This is a genomic window from Methanofollis sp. UBA420, assembly GCF_002498315.1.
Classification (GTDB): domain Archaea; phylum Halobacteriota; class Methanomicrobia; order Methanomicrobiales; family Methanofollaceae; genus Methanofollis.
Genome location: NZ_DAGX01000005.1, coordinates 549,934 through 565,825, shown reverse-complemented (window position 1 = coordinate 565,825; position 15,892 = coordinate 549,934). Strand labels below are relative to the sequence as shown.

Annotated in this window: 21 protein-coding genes and 1 tRNA gene; 19 read left to right on the top strand and 3 right to left on the bottom strand. The window is 64.4% G+C overall.

The window, feature by feature from the left end:
- The first annotated feature begins 9 nt into the window (after positions 1-9).
- From BP869_RS08975 to thiE, 8 genes are all read left to right on the top strand, one after another.
- Positions 10-80 (top strand) — tRNA-Gly (locus BP869_RS08975).
- A 183-nt stretch (positions 81-263) separates the two neighbouring features.
- A complete protein-coding gene (locus BP869_RS08970) occupies positions 264-1,349 on the top strand; it encodes a DUF91 domain-containing protein (RefSeq protein WP_342678866.1) in 1,086 nt (361 codons plus the stop codon).
- A gap of 98 nt (positions 1,350-1,447) precedes the next feature.
- Positions 1,448-2,029: an HD domain-containing protein gene (locus BP869_RS08965; protein ID WP_342678864.1), complete on the top strand. Its 582-nt coding sequence runs from the start codon at positions 1,448-1,450 to the stop codon at positions 2,027-2,029.
- Positions 2,030-2,217: 188 nt separating this feature from the next.
- A complete protein-coding gene (locus BP869_RS08960) occupies positions 2,218-2,712 on the top strand; it encodes a threonyl-tRNA synthetase editing domain-containing protein (RefSeq protein WP_342678862.1) in 495 nt (164 codons plus the stop codon).
- Positions 2,713-2,745: 33 nt separating this feature from the next.
- The gene (locus BP869_RS08955; protein ID WP_342678860.1) at positions 2,746-3,933 is read left to right on the top strand and encodes an aminotransferase class V-fold PLP-dependent enzyme; all 1,188 of its coding nucleotides are present in this window, start codon (positions 2,746-2,748) and stop codon (positions 3,931-3,933) included.
- Positions 3,905-4,273 (top strand): hypothetical protein, encoded by a 369-nt coding sequence (locus BP869_RS08950; protein WP_342678858.1) that lies wholly within the window; start codon positions 3,905-3,907, stop codon positions 4,271-4,273. The genes BP869_RS08955 and BP869_RS08950 overlap by 29 nt, the downstream gene beginning before the upstream one ends.
- Before the next feature lie 50 nt (positions 4,274-4,323).
- Entirely contained in the window at positions 4,324-5,124 is an 801-nt protein-coding gene (gene thiM / locus BP869_RS08945; RefSeq protein WP_342678856.1) for a hydroxyethylthiazole kinase, read from the top strand.
- Entirely contained in the window at positions 5,124-5,801 is a 678-nt protein-coding gene (thiE, locus tag BP869_RS08940; RefSeq protein ID WP_342678854.1) for a thiamine phosphate synthase, read from the top strand. Before thiM ends, thiE begins: the two co-directional genes overlap by 1 nt.
- A gap of 465 nt (positions 5,802-6,266) precedes the next feature.
- Here the strand turns inward: thiE and nadA are convergent, their stop codons facing one another.
- Positions 6,267-7,202, bottom strand: a complete 936-nt coding sequence (nadA, locus tag BP869_RS08935) for a quinolinate synthase NadA (protein WP_342678852.1) — start codon at positions 7,200-7,202, stop codon at positions 6,267-6,269.
- 123 nt (positions 7,203-7,325) lie between these two features.
- On the opposite strand from nadA, the gene BP869_RS08930 reads away from it, so the two are divergent.
- The 3 genes from BP869_RS08930 to BP869_RS08920 are packed head-to-tail and all read left to right on the top strand — an operon-like array spanning position 7,326 to position 8,756.
- The gene (locus tag BP869_RS08930) at positions 7,326-7,649 is read left to right on the top strand and encodes a hypothetical protein (RefSeq protein WP_342678851.1); all 324 of its coding nucleotides are present in this window, start codon (positions 7,326-7,328) and stop codon (positions 7,647-7,649) included.
- The gene (locus BP869_RS08925) at positions 7,649-7,843 is read left to right on the top strand and encodes a MoaD/ThiS family protein (protein WP_300164383.1); all 195 of its coding nucleotides are present in this window, start codon (positions 7,649-7,651) and stop codon (positions 7,841-7,843) included. Before BP869_RS08930 ends, BP869_RS08925 begins: the two co-directional genes overlap by 1 nt.
- Complete coding sequence (locus tag BP869_RS08920; protein WP_342678846.1) at positions 7,833-8,756, top strand: TIGR00269 family protein; 924 nt, start codon at positions 7,833-7,835, stop codon at positions 8,754-8,756. Before BP869_RS08925 ends, BP869_RS08920 begins: the two co-directional genes overlap by 11 nt.
- Here the strand turns inward: BP869_RS08920 and BP869_RS08915 are convergent, their stop codons facing one another.
- The gene (locus BP869_RS08915) at positions 8,757-9,065 is read right to left on the bottom strand and encodes a transcriptional regulator (protein ID WP_342678844.1); all 309 of its coding nucleotides are present in this window, start codon (positions 9,063-9,065) and stop codon (positions 8,757-8,759) included.
- Positions 9,066-9,204: 139 nt separating this feature from the next.
- Between BP869_RS08915 and nifS the strand changes: the two genes are divergently transcribed.
- Genes nifS through BP869_RS08895 form a run of 4 tightly spaced genes read left to right on the top strand, consistent with a single transcriptional unit; the run spans position 9,205 to position 11,945 of the window.
- Complete coding sequence (nifS, locus tag BP869_RS08910) at positions 9,205-10,383, top strand: cysteine desulfurase NifS (protein WP_394339033.1); 1,179 nt, start codon at positions 9,205-9,207, stop codon at positions 10,381-10,383.
- Positions 10,383-10,811 (top strand): Fe-S cluster assembly scaffold protein NifU, encoded by a 429-nt coding sequence (gene nifU / locus BP869_RS08905; protein ID WP_342678842.1) that lies wholly within the window; start codon positions 10,383-10,385, stop codon positions 10,809-10,811. Before nifS ends, nifU begins: the two co-directional genes overlap by 1 nt.
- Complete coding sequence (locus BP869_RS08900; RefSeq protein WP_342678840.1) at positions 10,801-11,544, top strand: HesA/MoeB/ThiF family protein; 744 nt, start codon at positions 10,801-10,803, stop codon at positions 11,542-11,544. Before nifU ends, BP869_RS08900 begins: the two co-directional genes overlap by 11 nt.
- A complete protein-coding gene (locus BP869_RS08895; protein WP_342678838.1) occupies positions 11,541-11,945 on the top strand; it encodes a molybdenum cofactor biosynthesis protein MoaE in 405 nt (134 codons plus the stop codon). The genes BP869_RS08900 and BP869_RS08895 overlap by 4 nt, the downstream gene beginning before the upstream one ends.
- Here BP869_RS08895 and BP869_RS08890 read toward each other — a convergent pair whose 3' ends face one another.
- Entirely contained in the window at positions 11,946-12,143 is a 198-nt protein-coding gene (locus BP869_RS08890; protein WP_342678836.1) for a hypothetical protein, read from the bottom strand.
- Between the two features lie 81 nt (positions 12,144-12,224).
- On the opposite strand from BP869_RS08890, the gene BP869_RS08885 reads away from it, so the two are divergent.
- From BP869_RS08885 to BP869_RS08870, 4 genes are all read left to right on the top strand, one after another.
- On the top strand, positions 12,225-13,130 hold the full coding sequence (locus tag BP869_RS08885; RefSeq protein ID WP_342678834.1) for a 4Fe-4S dicluster domain-containing protein: 906 nt from the start codon (positions 12,225-12,227) through the stop codon (positions 13,128-13,130).
- Positions 13,131-13,654: 524 nt separating this feature from the next.
- Positions 13,655-14,356, top strand: a complete 702-nt coding sequence (locus tag BP869_RS08880) for a DUF5612 domain-containing protein (protein WP_342678832.1) — start codon at positions 13,655-13,657, stop codon at positions 14,354-14,356.
- 1 nt (position 14,357) lies between these two features.
- A complete protein-coding gene (locus tag BP869_RS08875) occupies positions 14,358-14,939 on the top strand; it encodes an L-threonylcarbamoyladenylate synthase (RefSeq protein WP_342678830.1) in 582 nt (193 codons plus the stop codon).
- Entirely contained in the window at positions 14,936-15,862 is a 927-nt protein-coding gene (locus BP869_RS08870) for a nucleotidyltransferase domain-containing protein (protein WP_342678828.1), read from the top strand. Before BP869_RS08875 ends, BP869_RS08870 begins: the two co-directional genes overlap by 4 nt.
- The last annotated feature ends 30 nt before the right edge of the window (positions 15,863-15,892 follow it).

Sequence of the window (15,892 nt, the reverse complement as noted above, 5' to 3'; positions counted from 1 at the left end):
ATGGTACCTGCGATAGTAGTCTAGTGGTAGGACAGTGGCTTCCCAAGCCACTAACTCGGGTTCGAATCCCGGCTATCGCATAATAGGCGGCCCTGTGATATACCCTGCACGACCGGGTCGTTTCATGGCTCTTCTTTCTCCGTTTTCGAGATTTTGTGATCATCATTTTTCCGTGGATTTGAGTCTCCATGCCATCGGTGGTGAGGGCAGTGCCAGCTGAAACCAGAAATCCTAAATAACGACATCTCAGAAATGAGACTATCATGCCGATTGAAGTCTCCCTGTGGAATATTTCATCTGATATCGTCAAAAAAATTGAGTATTCTTCCATTGACTCAGAAAAACGGCTTGAAGACATACTCTGTGAAGACCTCTCCATCCTTGACGACGACCTGTTGTTGCTCGGCAGGCAGGTCCCGACAGGTTTTGGAAAGTATATCGATATGCTCGGGATAGATCCCACAGGAAAACTCACCGTCATCGAATTGAAAAAGGATAGAACACCACGGGAAGTGATTGCTCAGGTTCTGGACTATGCCTCCTGGGTGAAAGATCTCTCGTACGCGGATGTGAAAGAGATCTGCAACGAGTTCCACAAAGCAGAATTTGAATCACTTTTTGGTGAGAAATTTGGCATTTCCCCTCCGGAGGAGATCAATCAGGAGCATGACATGGTCATCGTCTGTTCAGACCTGGACAACGAAACAGAACGCATCCTGAACTATCTCTCCGAAGGTTATAACGTCCCGATAAATGCCGTGTTCTTTCGATTTTTTTCAGATGCGGGATCAGAATATCTCTCGCGCAGCTGGCTCATCGATCCGCGGGAGGCCGAGGAGAGATCGGACAAAACAAAATCGAATAAAAAAAGCGAGCCATGGAACGGCCGTGATTTCGTCGTAAATGTCGATGCATGCGACGGTATATCGGTATGGAAAGATATGCAAAAATATGGTTTCGCCTCAGCAGGCGGCGGCATATGGTATAGCAAAACGCTCATGAATCTCTTTCCCGGAGCCCGTGTCTTTGCCATGATCCCGAAGAAAGGGTATGTGGGGGTTGGAACCGTACAGGCCGCGAGCGTACGGGTCAGGGATTTTTCCGTTATGGAGGGAGAAAAGGAAGTATCGATCCTCGATGTACCCCTGAAATGTGAAGGACTGAAACATGATCCCGACGATCCTGATCGTTGTGAATATTTCGTTCGCGTTGAATGGATGCGAACGGTCCCGGAAGATCAGGCATTCTGGGTAAAAGGACTGTCGGCAAACCAGAACAGCGCCTACAAATTGAGAAATAAGTTTACGCTCGATGCATTAACAGAGCACTTCGGGTTGGAGGATTCATAATCCCGGCGAAAAAATGGCATGGCGATCGGTGAGGATCGCAGGTCCGTCCCTCCCTCCGCCCCCAACCTCTATCCCCGCCCTCATCCAACCTCATCCAGATGCACACCACCGATGACGAGATCCAGGCCTACGTGGAAACGACCCTCAAAAATTCCGGTTCCCACGGCCTCGACCACACCCTCAGGGTCACCGCTCTCTGCCGGGAGATCGGCCTCGCCGAGGGTGCCGACATGCGGGTGCTCGTCCCGGCCGCCCTCCTCCACGACATCGCCCGCCCCCAGGAGGAGGAGACGGGCGTCCCCCACGAGGAGGAGGGGGCGAGGATCGCGGAAGAGTACCTCGGGGCGATCGGCTACGACGCTGCCCTCGTCCCGGCGGTCTCCCATGCCATCCGCGCCCACCGGTACAGCACGGGCGCTGCGCCCGCGACACTGGAGGCGAAGGTCCTCTCCGACGCCGACAAACTGGACGCCATGGGTGCGGTCGGCCTCGCCCGGACGTTCCTGCAGGCCGGCGAACGCGGGGGTGGCATCCCTGACGCCGTCGATCATATCCACGAGAAACTCCTGAAGCTGAAGGGCCTGGTGTACACACAGACCGCCCGTGCCCTCGCGGAAGAGAGGCACGCCTTCCTGAGCGACTTCGTAGGGGCCCTCGAAGATGAGATGCGTCGGCGGTGATCCCCTCTTCTTTTTTTTCGACGGTGACGGAGAGCGCCGGAAAACCGGAACGTTGATGTGTTCACAATTGTGAATAGTGATCGCTTCACAATTGTGAAACCCCGGCGACAGACCTGCCGTCGTCCCGGGCCTCTCAGGGTGACTATCATGATCAGCAACACAGGGAACATTCCCGCCGGAGGGTCGAGATGAGGATCGTCTCCATCCACGCGGACAGCATGCACTACCGTGCGACGAAGAAGACGCCCTTCGCCGAACCCCTCGACGAAAAGGAGGGCGGCATGGAGGAGTGCGTCGTCCTCTTCTGCTGCGTCGAGGAGATGGACCGCCTGGACCCCGCGGCCGTCGTCGGGAAGGCCGCCCGGAACGTCCTCGCCCGCATGGCGATGCTGAAGGCACAGCGGGCGATCGTCTACCCGTACGCCCACCTCGCCTCAGACCTCTCCGACCCGTCGACCGCCCTCCAGATCCTCGACGGCCTCGCCGACGCCCTGCGTGAGGCCGGCATCGAGGTGCGGAGGGCGCCCTTCGGGTGGTACAAGAAGTTCGACCTCGCCGGGAAGGGCCACCCCCTCGCCGATCTCTCGATGACCATCTGCCCGTACGACGGGACCGAGTGCGGCCCTGTCTGCCCCCACTGCCGCCACCCCCTGAAGGGGGCGGAGACGCCCGACCGTCCCTGACCGGTACTCTTTTGCTGCCGTCGAGAGAGTACAGTGACAGCGAAGAGCATGCGAGAGGAAAAACCGATAATCTACCTGAACAACGCGGCGACGACCTGGCCGAAACCCCCGGCGGTCGTCGCGGCGACCGCGGCCTCCCTTGCCCGTCCGGTCTTCGGGTCCGGGCGGACCGCCGGGACGGAGGGCGAGGACTATCCCACGCTCGCACGCGAGGCTCTCACCCGCCTCTTCCATGCCGGGCCCGCGGAGCACTATATCTTCACCCTGAACGCCACCGACTCCCTGAACCTCCTCATCCGGGGATTTCTTGCCGCCCACCCCGGCCCCTGCCATGTCCTGACCACAGCCCTCGACCACAACGCGGTGCAAAGGCCTCTCCACGAACTGGAGAAGCAGGGGCGGATCGGCCTCACCGTCGTCCCCTTCGACGAAGACGGCCAGGTCTCCCCCGCCGACGTCGAGAAGGCCCTCCGCCCGGAGACGCGGCTCATGGTCATGGCGCACGGGAGCAACGTCCTCGGCACCGTCCAGGATATCGGGGCGATCGGGAATCTCCTCCACGACCGCGGCGTCTACCTCGTCGTCGACGGGGCGCAGACCGCCGGCCATGTCCCGGTGGATCTCGGTGCCCTCCCTGTCGACGCCTACGTCTTCACCGGGCACAAGGGCCTCTTCGGCATCACCGGGACAGGGGGATTCTATATCCGCGACCCCGACGAGGTGGCCCCGGTGAGGGTCGGGGGCACCGGGACAGACTCCTTCTCCCTCTTCCAGCCGCGGGAGATGCCCGAGAGGTTCGAGGCCGGGACGCCGAACTACCCCGGCCTTGCGGCTCTCGCTGCCGGCGTGGAGTTCGTCCTCTCCGTCGGCGTCGACGCCGTTGCGGAGAAGGCGGAGCGCCAGACGGCGTACATCATCGGGGAACTCGAAAGAGAGCCGAACATCGTCGTCCACACGAGACGCCCGGCCCTGCCGATCGTCTCCTTCTCCATCGCAGGGATGGACGACGACGACGTCGGGTTCGTTCTCGCCCGCGCCTACGGCGTCGTCACCAGGACCGGCCTCCACTGCGCCCCTCTCGTGCACCGGGCGGTCGACGGCGGGAAAGGATGCGTGCGGCTCAGTCTCTCCTGGTTCACCACCGACGAGGAGTGCGAGGCCGCGGCCGCGGCCATACGGGAGGTTGCACGCCATGCGTGTCATACGGTCGGTTCGCCATAAGTCCTGCGCCGACGGCACCCTCATGAAGGAGTTCGTCCTCAGCGCCCCGCTGACGGCGGGGTTCTTCTCGTACCTCGGGAACTTCGGGCGCGTGGAGGCGATGCCGGACCTCGGCGAGGGATTCTACACCTTCGAGAAGACGGACTTTTTCTCCATCAAGGGGTTTGCCGGGGACACGACGGTCGAGGTGCGGTTCAGGCGCGAGGTGGTGGACCTGACGACCGACTTCCTGTACTCCCTCTTCTCCCTGTACCGGGACGGCGACCCCGAACTCCCGACGCTGAAAAGGCGGGAGAGTGCGCTCGCCGGGCGGGTGCACGAGCACCTGTACGGGAAGTGACTGCCTCCACCGGAAGACCTCTCATATTCCCCGCCCAAGTGATCATAACCATGGACGGAAAGATCTGCGCTGACCTCCTCTCGCAGGTGCGGGAGAGACGGCCGCTCGTACACCACATCACCAACACCGTGACGATCAATGACTGCGCCAACATCACGCTCTGCGCCGGGGCCGCGCCGGTGATGGCGGAGGCGATCGAGGAGTCGGCCGAGATGGTCGCGGCTGCCGGGGCCCTCGTCCTGAACATCGGGACTCTCAACCCGGCGCAGGTGGAGTCGATGCTCCTCGCGGGCAGACGGGCGAACGACCTCGGCGTGCCTGTCGTCCTCGACCCGGTCGGGGCCGGGGCGACACGCCTGCGGACCGACGCGGTCCTGCGGATCCTGAAGGAGGTGAAGGTCGCCGTCCTGAAAGGAAATGCCGGGGAGATCGGCGTCCTCGCCGGCATGGGCGGGAAGGTGCGGGGCGTGGACTCGTGCGGTCTTGCCGGCGACCCGGTCGAGACGGCGAAGGCCTGCGCCCGGGCGACAGGCACGGTGGTGGCGATGACCGGCGAGACGGACGTCGTCACCGACGGGGACCGCGTCGTCCTGGTCAGGAACGGGAACGCCATGATGGACCGCCTCTCCGGCACCGGGTGCATGGCCTCCTCGGTGGTCGGGTCCTTCGTCGCGGTCGCCGACGACCCCCTCACCGGCGCCGCCGCGGCCCTCGCCGCCTTCGGGCGTGCCGGGGAGAAGGCGGCCGCGGGTGCCCGCGGGCCGTACTCCTTCAGGACCGCCCTCTTCGACGAACTCTACGGCCTGACACCCGGCGACCTCGCGGAGGGGGCGCGGCTGGAGGCCGTCTGATGGGCTACGACCTGTACGTCGTCACCGATAGGGAGGTCGGCCGCGGCCTCTCCCACCTCGACCAGGCCCGTCTCGCCGTTGCCGGCGGGGCCGACGTCGTCCAGATGCGGGACAAGACGATGAACACCTCGGCCCTCCTGCGGGAGGCGCGGGCGGTCAGGGCGGTCACCGCCGCGGCAGGCGCCCTCTTCATCGTCAATGACCGCCTGGACGTCGCCCTGGCGGTCGGCGCCGACGGCGTCCACCTCGGCCAGGACGACCTCCCGGTGGAGGAGGCGCGGGTGCTCGCCCCGCCCGGTTTCATCGTCGGCCTCTCTGTCGGCGACGTCGCGGAGGCGGTGGAGTCCGTCGCCGGCGGCGCCGACTACGTCGCCCTCAGCCCCACCTTCTCGACCGCCTCGAAGGCCGACGCCGGACCCGGCCACGGCCTTGCGACCCTCCGGGCGGTCCGGTCCGCAGTCTCCGTCCCTCTCCTCGCTATCGGCGGCATCGGCCCCGAGAACGTGGCCGACGTCATCGCCGCAGGCGCCGACGGCGTCGCCGTCATCTCCGCCGTCGTCGGGCAGGAGGACGTGACCGCCGCCGCCCGGACGATGAAAAACCTCGTCGCCGCCGCAAAGAGCGCCCCGCACCTCTCCGGCGCCCGTGAAAAGGCCGGGGACGATGTCGCGTTCTGAGAGGGTGTTGTCTCCCCTCTTTTGCATCGGGGGAGGGGTACAAGACCGCCTTCCCCATAATCATGGCCGGGGGACTCCTCGCTATCGCTCGTCCAGCGAAGGTCTTCGACCTTCTCGACTCCCTCCGGTCGTCACTCGAAAATCAAAGATTTTCTCGAACTCGCTACGCTCGTTTCCCCCGGACCCCCGATCTTGGGATAGGGCCGGGGAAGAGCGATGTGAATACGCTGAAGGGAAGATTGCTATCTCCCCGCCTATCCTGAGCGGGGTGCGAGCGATAGCGAGCATGAGAAATACGGGGAAATCGAAGATTTTCCTGTTCTGGCAAATCTTTGATTTGCCGTTGACCGAAGGTTTTCGATTGTCCGGGGGCGTAGTCCCCCGGCATGATACGCCAACCCCCCGCTTTCAATTGGCCTGAGTTCTGGCAGTTGTTGTGGGAATCGAAGAGTATCTTGACGACTCTTACTTCACCGCGAGCATCCTCTCGATCGCCGTCCGCGCCCTGTCGGCGACGTCCGCCGGGACGGTCACCCGCGGTTCGAGGGTCACGAGGGAATTCCTGACCTTTTCGAGGTCGGTCTTCTTCATGTTGATGCAGACTGCCCTCTCGGAGAGCGGGAAAAACTTCTTGTCCGGGCATTTCTTCCGCATCTGGTGGATGATGCCTGTCTCCGTGCCGATGATGAAGGAGCGTGCCGTGCTCGCGCAGGCGTGCCTCACCATCCCTGACGTCGACTGGACATAGTCCGCCAGGTCGATCACCTCGGGCCTGCACTCCGGGTGGACGAGCACCTCGGCCTCGGGGTGGAGGCGGCGGGCGTCCTGCACGTTCTCGGGCGTGAACCTGTCGTGGACATAGCAGAACCCGTCCCAGGGCATCACCTCCTTCGTCGTGAACCGTGCGACATAGCGGGCGAGGTTCCGGTCGGGCACGAAGAGGATCCTCTCCTCCTCCAGGGACTCCACCACCTTCACCGCATTCGCCGAAGTGCAGCAGATGTCGCTCTCCGCCTTCACCTCCGCGGAGGTGTTGACATAACAGACGACCGCGGCGTCGGGGAAGCGTTCCTTCAGCACCCGCACCTCCCCGGCGGTGACCATCGCCGCCATCGGGCAGCAGGCGTCGCCCGCCGGCAGCACCACCCTCTTCTCCGGCGAGAGGATCGCGGCGGTCTGGGCCATGAAGTCGACGCCGCAGAAGATGATGACGTCCGCGTCGTAGGCGGTCGCCGCCCTCGCAAGTTCCAGGGAGTCGCCGACGAGGTCTGCGACGTCCTGCACCGCCGGGACCTGGTAGTTGTGCGCAAAGATGACGGCGTCCCTCTCCTCTTTCAGGCGCAGAATTTCTTCAACGAGTCTCTCCTCCATCGTCTCCCGATCCTCCGGAAGGGCAACCATAATGTATATCTGTTTCCACCTCTCCAGTATATAATGTTCACAATTGTGAATGTGTCGGCGCCTCCCCCTGCCGGCGACCAGGAGACGGGTATGCCGAGACTATTGTCAGAAAAAGACCGTGCAATGCTGAGAAAACTCGCGCCCGAGTGCAGCGATCTCGTCTGCAGCGGGTCGGGCGTTCCTTTCCGCTCCCTCCTCCCGCCTGTGGCGAACCACTTCGCCGCCGGGTCCGACGACTTCGGGGTCCGCCTCGCCCGTCTCGACGACGACGAACTCCGCACCCTCGTCGACCTCATCGAAAACGGGGAGGAGAGCCTCGGCTGCGTCCCGCCCGCGTGTGCCGACGTCCTGATCTCCCTCCTCGCGACGCGCCTCGGATCCGGCACGGCCGGGCGTGTCCTCGGCATCTACGAGGCGGCCGCAGGGTGCGAGGACCGGAGGATCTGATGAAAGTCCACCTCTCCCCCGACAGGACCGAGGAGATCGCGGTGACGGCGGCGACCGTCGAGGACGTCCTCCTCATGCTCGGCGTCAACCCCGTCGAGGTGATCGTCTCCCGGAACGGCACCCTCGTCCCCGAGGACACCGTGGTCGGCGGCGACGACGAACTCAGGGTGATCAGGTTTGTCCATGGCGGGTGAGACAGGCCGCTGCTCCTCTCCCGGCTGCACCGAACCCGCGATCACGGTGCTCCGCGGGACCGGTGAGCGCCTCTGCGCCCGCCACTTCACCGCGTCGGTCGAGGACCGGGTGCGGCAGACCGTCGAAGGCCGGGGCATGGTGCAGGACGGCGACGTCGTCGTCGTCGGCCTCTCCGGCGGCAAGGACAGCACCGTCCTCCTCCACGTCCTCAGCCGGATCCTCCGCGGCCGACCCGTCAGGGTCGTCGCCGTCACCGTGGACGAGGGGATCGCGGGCTACCGGGAGGAGACGGTTCAGACAGCCCGCGCCATCACCGCCGCCTGCGGCGTCGAGCACGTCATCGTCTCCTTCGAGGACTTCTGCGGCTGCACCCTCGACACTCTCGTGCGCGACCTCCCCCTGCATCCCTGCACCATCTGCGGGGTGCTGCGCCGCCGCCTCCTCCAGAACGCGGCCCGCGACCTCGGGGCGACGCGCCTTGCGACAGGCCACTGCCTCGACGACGAGGCGCAGTCGGCCCTGATGAACATCCTGAACGGCGACGTCAGGCGGATCGTGCGGACCGGCGTCCCGGATACGGGCGCCTTCGTCCCGCGGATCAAGCCCCTCAGAAATATCCCGGAAAAAGAAGTGACAATGTATGGGATCGTGCAGGGGATCTACACGCCCCTCCCCGAGTGCCCGTATGCCGGGGAGGCCCTGCGGTCTGACGTGCGCCACCTCCTCTCCACCCTCGAATACCGCCACCCCGGCACGATGGTGCGGCTGATGGAGGGGTACGACCGCCTGCGGGAGAGGGTCGGCGGCTGCGTGGAGGCGGAGGGGGTATCGTACTGCCCCGACTGCGGCGAACCGAGCACGGGCGGCCTCTGCCGCGCCTGCGAACTCCTCAGGGATCTCAGGACGCGGTGACTACATCCCGCACTGACTGTCCCCTTCACGCAGCTGCATGCAGATGCCGCAGATCCGTTTCCCCAGGTCCTCGACCTTCCCGTCCTTCAGGTCGACGGCGAGGGACCGGATCGACTCCTTCACCTCGTCCTCGAAGACGATCCTGTAGCCACGCTTCCCGGAGAGGTACTGCGAGACCGCGGACGGTGCCATGTCGAGGAGGCGGGCGGCCTCCAGTTGCGAGACGCCGGCCGCGATCAACTCCCCGGCAATCGCCGCCCGTATCGCCGGCAACACGTCCCAAACGATTAACTGGCACGGTACTTTCATACTATCACAACGTATATACGCAGGAAGAGAGCACCTATCGTGCGTACTTCACAATTGTGAATTAGTGTCCTGCACGAAAATACTTTGCCATCACCCTCCCAGGGTGGTCTCCTGCAGGGCAGACCAGGGGTCAATCGATATGAAGAAACTGGTGTACATGGACCACGCGGCGACCACGCCCGTGAAACCCGACGTCCTCGAGGCAATGCTCCCGTACTTCTCCGAAAAGTTCGGCAACCCCTCCTCCCTCTACGCGCTCGCCCGCGACTCGAAGGAGGCGGTGGAACACGCACGGGCGCAGGTCGCGGCGGCGATCGGCGCATCGCCCGACGAGATCTTCTTCACCGCCGGGGGATCGGAGTCTGACAACTGGGCGATCAAGGGGACCGCCTTTGCGAACAGGAAGAAGGGCGACCACATCATCACCACGGCGATCGAGCATCACGCCGTCCTCCACACCTGCGAGTACCTCGAAAAGCAGGGTTTCACCGTCACCTACCTCCCGGTGGACAACTACGGCATGGTCGACCCTGCGGACGTCGAGGCGGCGATCACCGACAGGACCGTCCTGATCACGGTGATGGCCGCGAACAACGAGATCGGCACCCTCCAGCCCATCAGGGAGATCGGGCGGATCGCCCGCGCCCACGGCATCCCCTTCCACACCGACGCCGTGCAGGCGGTCGGCGCCGTCCCGATCGACGTGAAGGCCGACACTATCGACATGCTCTCCCTCTCCGGCCACAAGTTCTACGGCCCGAAGGGGATAGGCGCCCTGTACGTCAGGAAGGGCACGAGGCTCGACAGCCTCGTCCACGGCGGCGGGCAGGAACGCCGGCGGCGTGCCGGGACCGAGAACCTCCCCGGCATCGTCGGCCTGGGGAAGGCGATCGAGATGGCGACCACTGACATCGAGGGCCACGCCGCACATATCGCGGCGATGCGGGACCGCCTCCGCGAGGGGATCCTGGCCGCCATCCCGGACACCATCCTGAACGGCCACCCGACGCAGCGCCTCCCGAACAACCTCAATGTCAGTTTCCGCTACATCGAGGGCGAGTCCGTCCTCCTCATGCTCGACGCCCACGGCATCTGCGCATCGACCGGGAGCGCGTGCAGTTCGGCGTCCCTCGAACCCTCGCACGTCCTCCTTGCGATCGGCCTCCCGCACGAGACGGCCCACGGGTCGCTCCGCCTCACCCTGGGCGACCTGACCACCGACGAGGACGTGGACCATGTCCTTGAAGTGCTCCCGACGATCGTGGCGAGACTGCGGAGCATGTCGCCCCTCTATGCGGCGCGGAACGGAGGTGTATGATGTACAACGAGACAGTGATGGACCATTTCATGAACCCGAGAAACGTGGGCGAGATGGAGAACCCCGACGGCGTCGGCGAGGTCGGCAACCCGACCTGCGGCGACATCATGAAGATCTTCCTGCGTATTCGGGACGACCGCATCGAGGACGTGAAGTTCATGACCTTCGGCTGCGGCGCCGCGATCGCCTCGTCGAGCATGGCGACCGAACTGATCAAGGGCAAGACCGTGGACGAGGCGTGGGAGATCACGAACAAAGCGGTGGCCGAGGCACTGCAGGGCCTCCCGCCGCAGAAACTCCACTGCTCAGTCCTCGCCGAGGAAGGCATCCACGCGGCGATCAACGACTACCGGAGGAAGCATGGCCTCGAACCCCGGCCCGAGACCGGCCACGCCGCCCACGAGGAGGCCGGCGGCGATGCTGAGTGAGCACGAACGCGAACGCTACCGCCGGCAGACGATGCTCTTCGGCGAGGAAGGGCAGGAGAAACTCAAAAGAGCGACGGTCTTCGTCGCCGGCGCGGGCGGCCTCGGCTGCCCTGTCGCCCTGTACCTCGCCGCCGCCGGCATCGGTCATATCAGGATCGCCGACTGCGACACCGTGGAGACGACCAACCTGAACAGGCAGGTCCTCCACTGGGACAGAGATGTGGGGCGGGCGAAGGTCGCCTCGGCCGGCGAGAAACTCGCCGCCATCAACCCGGAGATCGAGGTGGAGACGGCGCGGGTCGTCATCGACGCCTCAAATGTCGCCGACCTCGCCGGCGACGCCGACGTGATCGTGGATGCGATGGACAACTTCGAGACCCGCTACCTCCTCAACGAGGTCGCCCTGGCGAGGGGCATCCCCCTTGTCCACGGTGCGATCTCCGGGTTTTTCGGGCAGGCGACGACGATCATCCCGGAACAGACCCCGTGCCTCCGCTGCATCTTCCCGAAAGCGCCGCCGAAGGAGACCTTCCCGGTGGTCGGCACGACGCCCGGCGTCATCGGCCTCGTGCAGGCGAACGAGGTGATAAAATACCTGACAGGGGCCGGCGACCTCCTTGCCGGCCGTCTCCTCCTCTGGGACGGGACGAACTCCACGATGGAGACGATCGCCATGGAAAGACAGCCGAAGTGCCCGGCCTGCGGCCATCTGCACGAGAGGGTGTGTCCATGATAGACCTGACGCGTGACGATTTCGACGTGAACGAGATGATCGCACGGGCGAGAAAACCGTCGATGGGTGCGCTGGTCACCTTCCTCGGCGTGGTGCGGGACGACGACATCGAGGGCATGGAACTGGAGGCCTACGAGGAGGTCGCCCGCGCCGAACTCGGGGCGATCCGGGACGAGGCCTTTGCGACGTTCCCCATCGAATCGGTGGACATCATCCACCGCATCGGCCGACTGAGGGTCGGCGAGAACATCCTCCTGATCATCGTCGGCGCCGGCCACAGGCAGGAGGCGTTCGCGGCCTGCGAGTACGTCCTCGAACGGATCAAGGAGAGCGTCCCCATCTGGAAGAAGGAGACGGTGAAGGGCGGGGACACCCGCTGGGTCTCCGGCCACCATGGCTGATCAGAGATAGTGCTCGTAGATCCGGTTCTTCTCCGGGTCGATGGCATAGTCCCCCGGACGGTCGAGGAGGTCGAGGGCGTTGATCTCCATGGCGATCACCTCCTCGAAGGTGTAGCACCTCCGTCTCAGCTCTCCTTCTTTCCTGTACCTCACCTCGATCCTGTCGTGGTGTTTCTCGGCGGCGACGATCCGGTGCATGCGCATATGCCTGCGGCCGGGGCTATATTTTTTGCGGGCAGGATTGATGCCCTTCGGGCCCCATACTCTTTTGGATCACTGATGACCGGCACGACAAAGAAAACGGGGGGCGGCGTCCTGCCGCAGAAGGAGAAGGGTTTTGTCTCGATACGGGTGCGGGCGCCGGCAGGCGTCCTGACGGCTGAGCAGATGGAGGCGGTCGCCGCGGTGTCGAGGAGGTTCGGGCGGGGCGATGTCGCCCTGACTCTCAGGCTCAATGCCGAGGTCCCCTGGGTCAGGCGCGAGGACGTCCCCGCCGCCGTCGAGGCCCTCGAACACGCCGGCCTTGCCGTCGGGAGCACCGGCGCAACCGTCAGGTCGGTCGTCGCCTGCAAGGGGACGTTCTGCCGCCACGGCATCGTCGACACCCAGGCCCTCGCCCGCGCCGTCGAGGAGAGTGTCGGCGGCCGCGCCCTGCCGAGAAAACTGAAGATCGCGATCGCCGGGTGCCCGAACAACTGTGCGAGGGTCCGGTTCAACGATATCGGGTTGATGGGCGAGGCGTACCCCGTCTTCGACCCGGAGACCTGCACCCTCTGCGGCGCCTGCGCCCGCGTCTGCCGGGAGGGCGGGGTCGCCGTCGTCGACGACAGGGTCTGTTTTTCGGCCGACGCCTGCATCGGGTGCGGGGACTGCATCGCCATCTGTCCGGCAGGTGCGGTGACGGCGGAGACAGAGGGGGTCGTCGTCTATCTCGGCGGCATGGCGGGCCGCCACATCAGGACAGGCGTCCGCGCCGCCGGTCCCCTCGCGCCCGGCGACCTGCCGGCCTTCGTCGGCGGGGTCATTGACTACTTTGCCTGCCACGCAGAAAAGGGGGAGAGATTCGGGAATATGATGGACAGGATCGGGGAAGAGGAGGTCGTATCGGATCTCACTCGTCCCGTTCCCGGTAGATCCTCCGGAGAGCACGGGCAATATCGCTCTCCGGATGTGTCTCGGCGATGATCTCGGCGATCCGCGTGGGGTCGGGGATTTTTCTCAGGATCACCCCGGAGAGATCCTCGTCCTCTCCCTTTCTGGCACTGAGCAGGCGCCTGTATGCCTCGTCGCTGATCTCTATGGATGGGGGAGACATCTCTCCCTTGATTATCGGACGCGTTATTATACCTTCCGATTGTATCTTTCCCTGTTCGTCAATTTGAACGCATTCGGTCTGGCCGCTGCGATTGGTATCAGATGTATCCTCTTTTTTCGTCGGGTGACGGCCACGCCCCTGGCGCCACGCGTGGCATCCTGTGTTTTTCGGCTCTGGAGATCCGCCTGAAGCGAATGTTTCATGAACGATTCACCAGAGCCCATTTTTCCTGTTCTGCCACGCCGGTGAAAGGCGGCACACCCGCACACCTCCGGCCGTATCCGCCGATCCATGGAGAATTGCCGCACCACACACCTTATGTTGTCCGGATTCAAATACTCCTCAAAGAGGGAGGGGGCGGGTCCGGCACCGATTGGGGCCCGTCTCAGCGGGTATGGAAGAATCTGAACATCTGCAATCGCTCGATATCGTGGAGCTCCACGCTCTCAGCATCATCGCCGACAACCAGCCCGGCGTCCTCAGGGACATCGCCGCGGTGATGGCCGGGAACGCCGCAAACGTGCTCACCGTCCAGCAGTCGATCATGGCATCCGGCTCCGACGCCGGGAAGGCGCTCTTTTACTTCGAGGTCGAGTGCACCGGCGGCATCGCGGACGCGATCTCCGGTCTCCTCACGATCCCGACCGTCCGCCATGTCTCGACCCACGACACCTTCTCCCGGATCTTCGGCTCCAGAGTCATCATCATCGGCGGCGGGGCCCAGGTCGCGCAGGTGGCGCTCGGTGCGGTGAACGAGGCCGACAGACACAATATCAGGGGCGAGAGGATCTCGGTGGACACGATCCCCCTGGTCGGCGAGAAAGACCTTGCCGAAGCCGTCGACGCCGTTGCCCGCCTCCCGAGAGCCTCCATACTCGTTCTTGCCGGTTCCCTGATGGGCGGGACGATCTCCGAGGCCGTCGACAAGGTGCGGGCCGCGGGTATCCCGGTCATCGCCCTGAAGATGGCGGGGAGCGTCCCGAACCACGCCGACCTCGTCGTCACCGACCCTATTCAGGCCGGCGTCTTTGCAGTGATGCACGTCTCGAAGCGTGCGGTCTTCGATATCTATCGCGTCTGCGGACGGGAGTTCTGAGATGGACGAATCTATCATTCATCAGGCGGTGAAGGTGCTCGGGCACGACGGTCTCGTCGTGTACCCGACGGACACGATCTACGGCCTCGGGGCCGATGCCCTTTCCGAATATGCCATCGAACGCGTGTACGAGGCGAAGATGCGCCCGCGGTCCATGCCGATCTCGGTCGCGGTCTCGGACATCGAGATGCTCGGCGCGGTCGCCTGCGTGGACAGGTTTGCGGACGCCTTCGTCGACCGCTTCCTCCCCGGCCCGGTGACCGTCATCCTGAAGGCGAAGTCCTGTCTCCCCGACATTCTCACCGTCGGCACCGGCCTGATCGGGGTCCGCATCCCCGACCACCCGGTGCCCCTGGCGATCATCAGGGAACTCGACGCCCCGATCACGGCGACCTCGGCGAACATCCACGGCGCCGCCGACCCGGTGACGGTCAACGACGTCCATGTCCCCCACGACTTCCTCATCGACGGGGGCAGACTGCCGGGGACGCCGAGCACGGTCGTCGACCTGGTGAACAGGACGGTGGTCCGCGCCGGTGCAGAGATCGAGGAGGTGGGAGCATTCCTCAGGGATATGGCATGACGCCGATCCGGCTGCGCGATTTCGTCGAGGACAGGGACGGCCTGATCTACGCCGTCTCCGCCTACGACAATGCGGAGAGGGTCGGGTGCGTCCTCAGGTACGTCCCCGACCCGGCGGGGGAGCGTGTCGACCCCGCGGGCAGGCACTTCTCCAAACTCGATTTCGGGCCTGCCTTCGCGTATATCAGGGAGCACAAGCCGCAGTACCTCGCCGACCTCCACCGGGTGCCGCCCGCGGACATCGTGCGGGTCTACAAACCCGACGAGAGGATCGACTGGATCGCATCCCGCGACGAGAGGGTGAGGCGTCTCCTCTCCCTCTTCGACCTCCCGGCGGGGAGCGTGGGCTGCACGGGGTCCCGTCTCATCGGCGTCGAGAACGGCGCCTCCGACATCGACCTGGTCGTCTACGGGCCGGCGTGGTTCTCGGCGCAGGCGCAGTTGAAGCGCCTCGTCGGAGAGGGGAAGGTGCCGGCGATGAGCGAGGAGATGTGGCAAAAGGTCTACACGAAGCGCGTCCCGGAGATCTCCTTCGACGCCTTCGTCCTCCACGAGGGGAGGAAGTGGAACCGCGGCGAGTTCGGCGGCACCTACTTCGACCTGCTGTATACGCGGGCATACGACGCCCTCGCCTCGGCACCCTCGGGGAAGGGGACGGTGCTCGGCCGGGCGACGATCGAGGCGACGGTGACCGACGCCTCCCACGCCTTCGACGCGCCCGCCGTCTACGAGGTGGAGCACGAGACGGTCTCCCGCGTCATCTCCTTCACCCACACCTATTCGGGCCAGGCCCTTGCGGGCGAGACGATCGAGGCGCAGGGCGTTCTCGAACAGCACGGCGACACGCAGTGGCTCATCGTCGGCACGACCCGCGAGGCGAAGGGCGAGTATATTCTCTCGAAGACGCTGATGGAACAGGGCTGAGTTTTCTTTTTTTTTTGTACGGATTATATC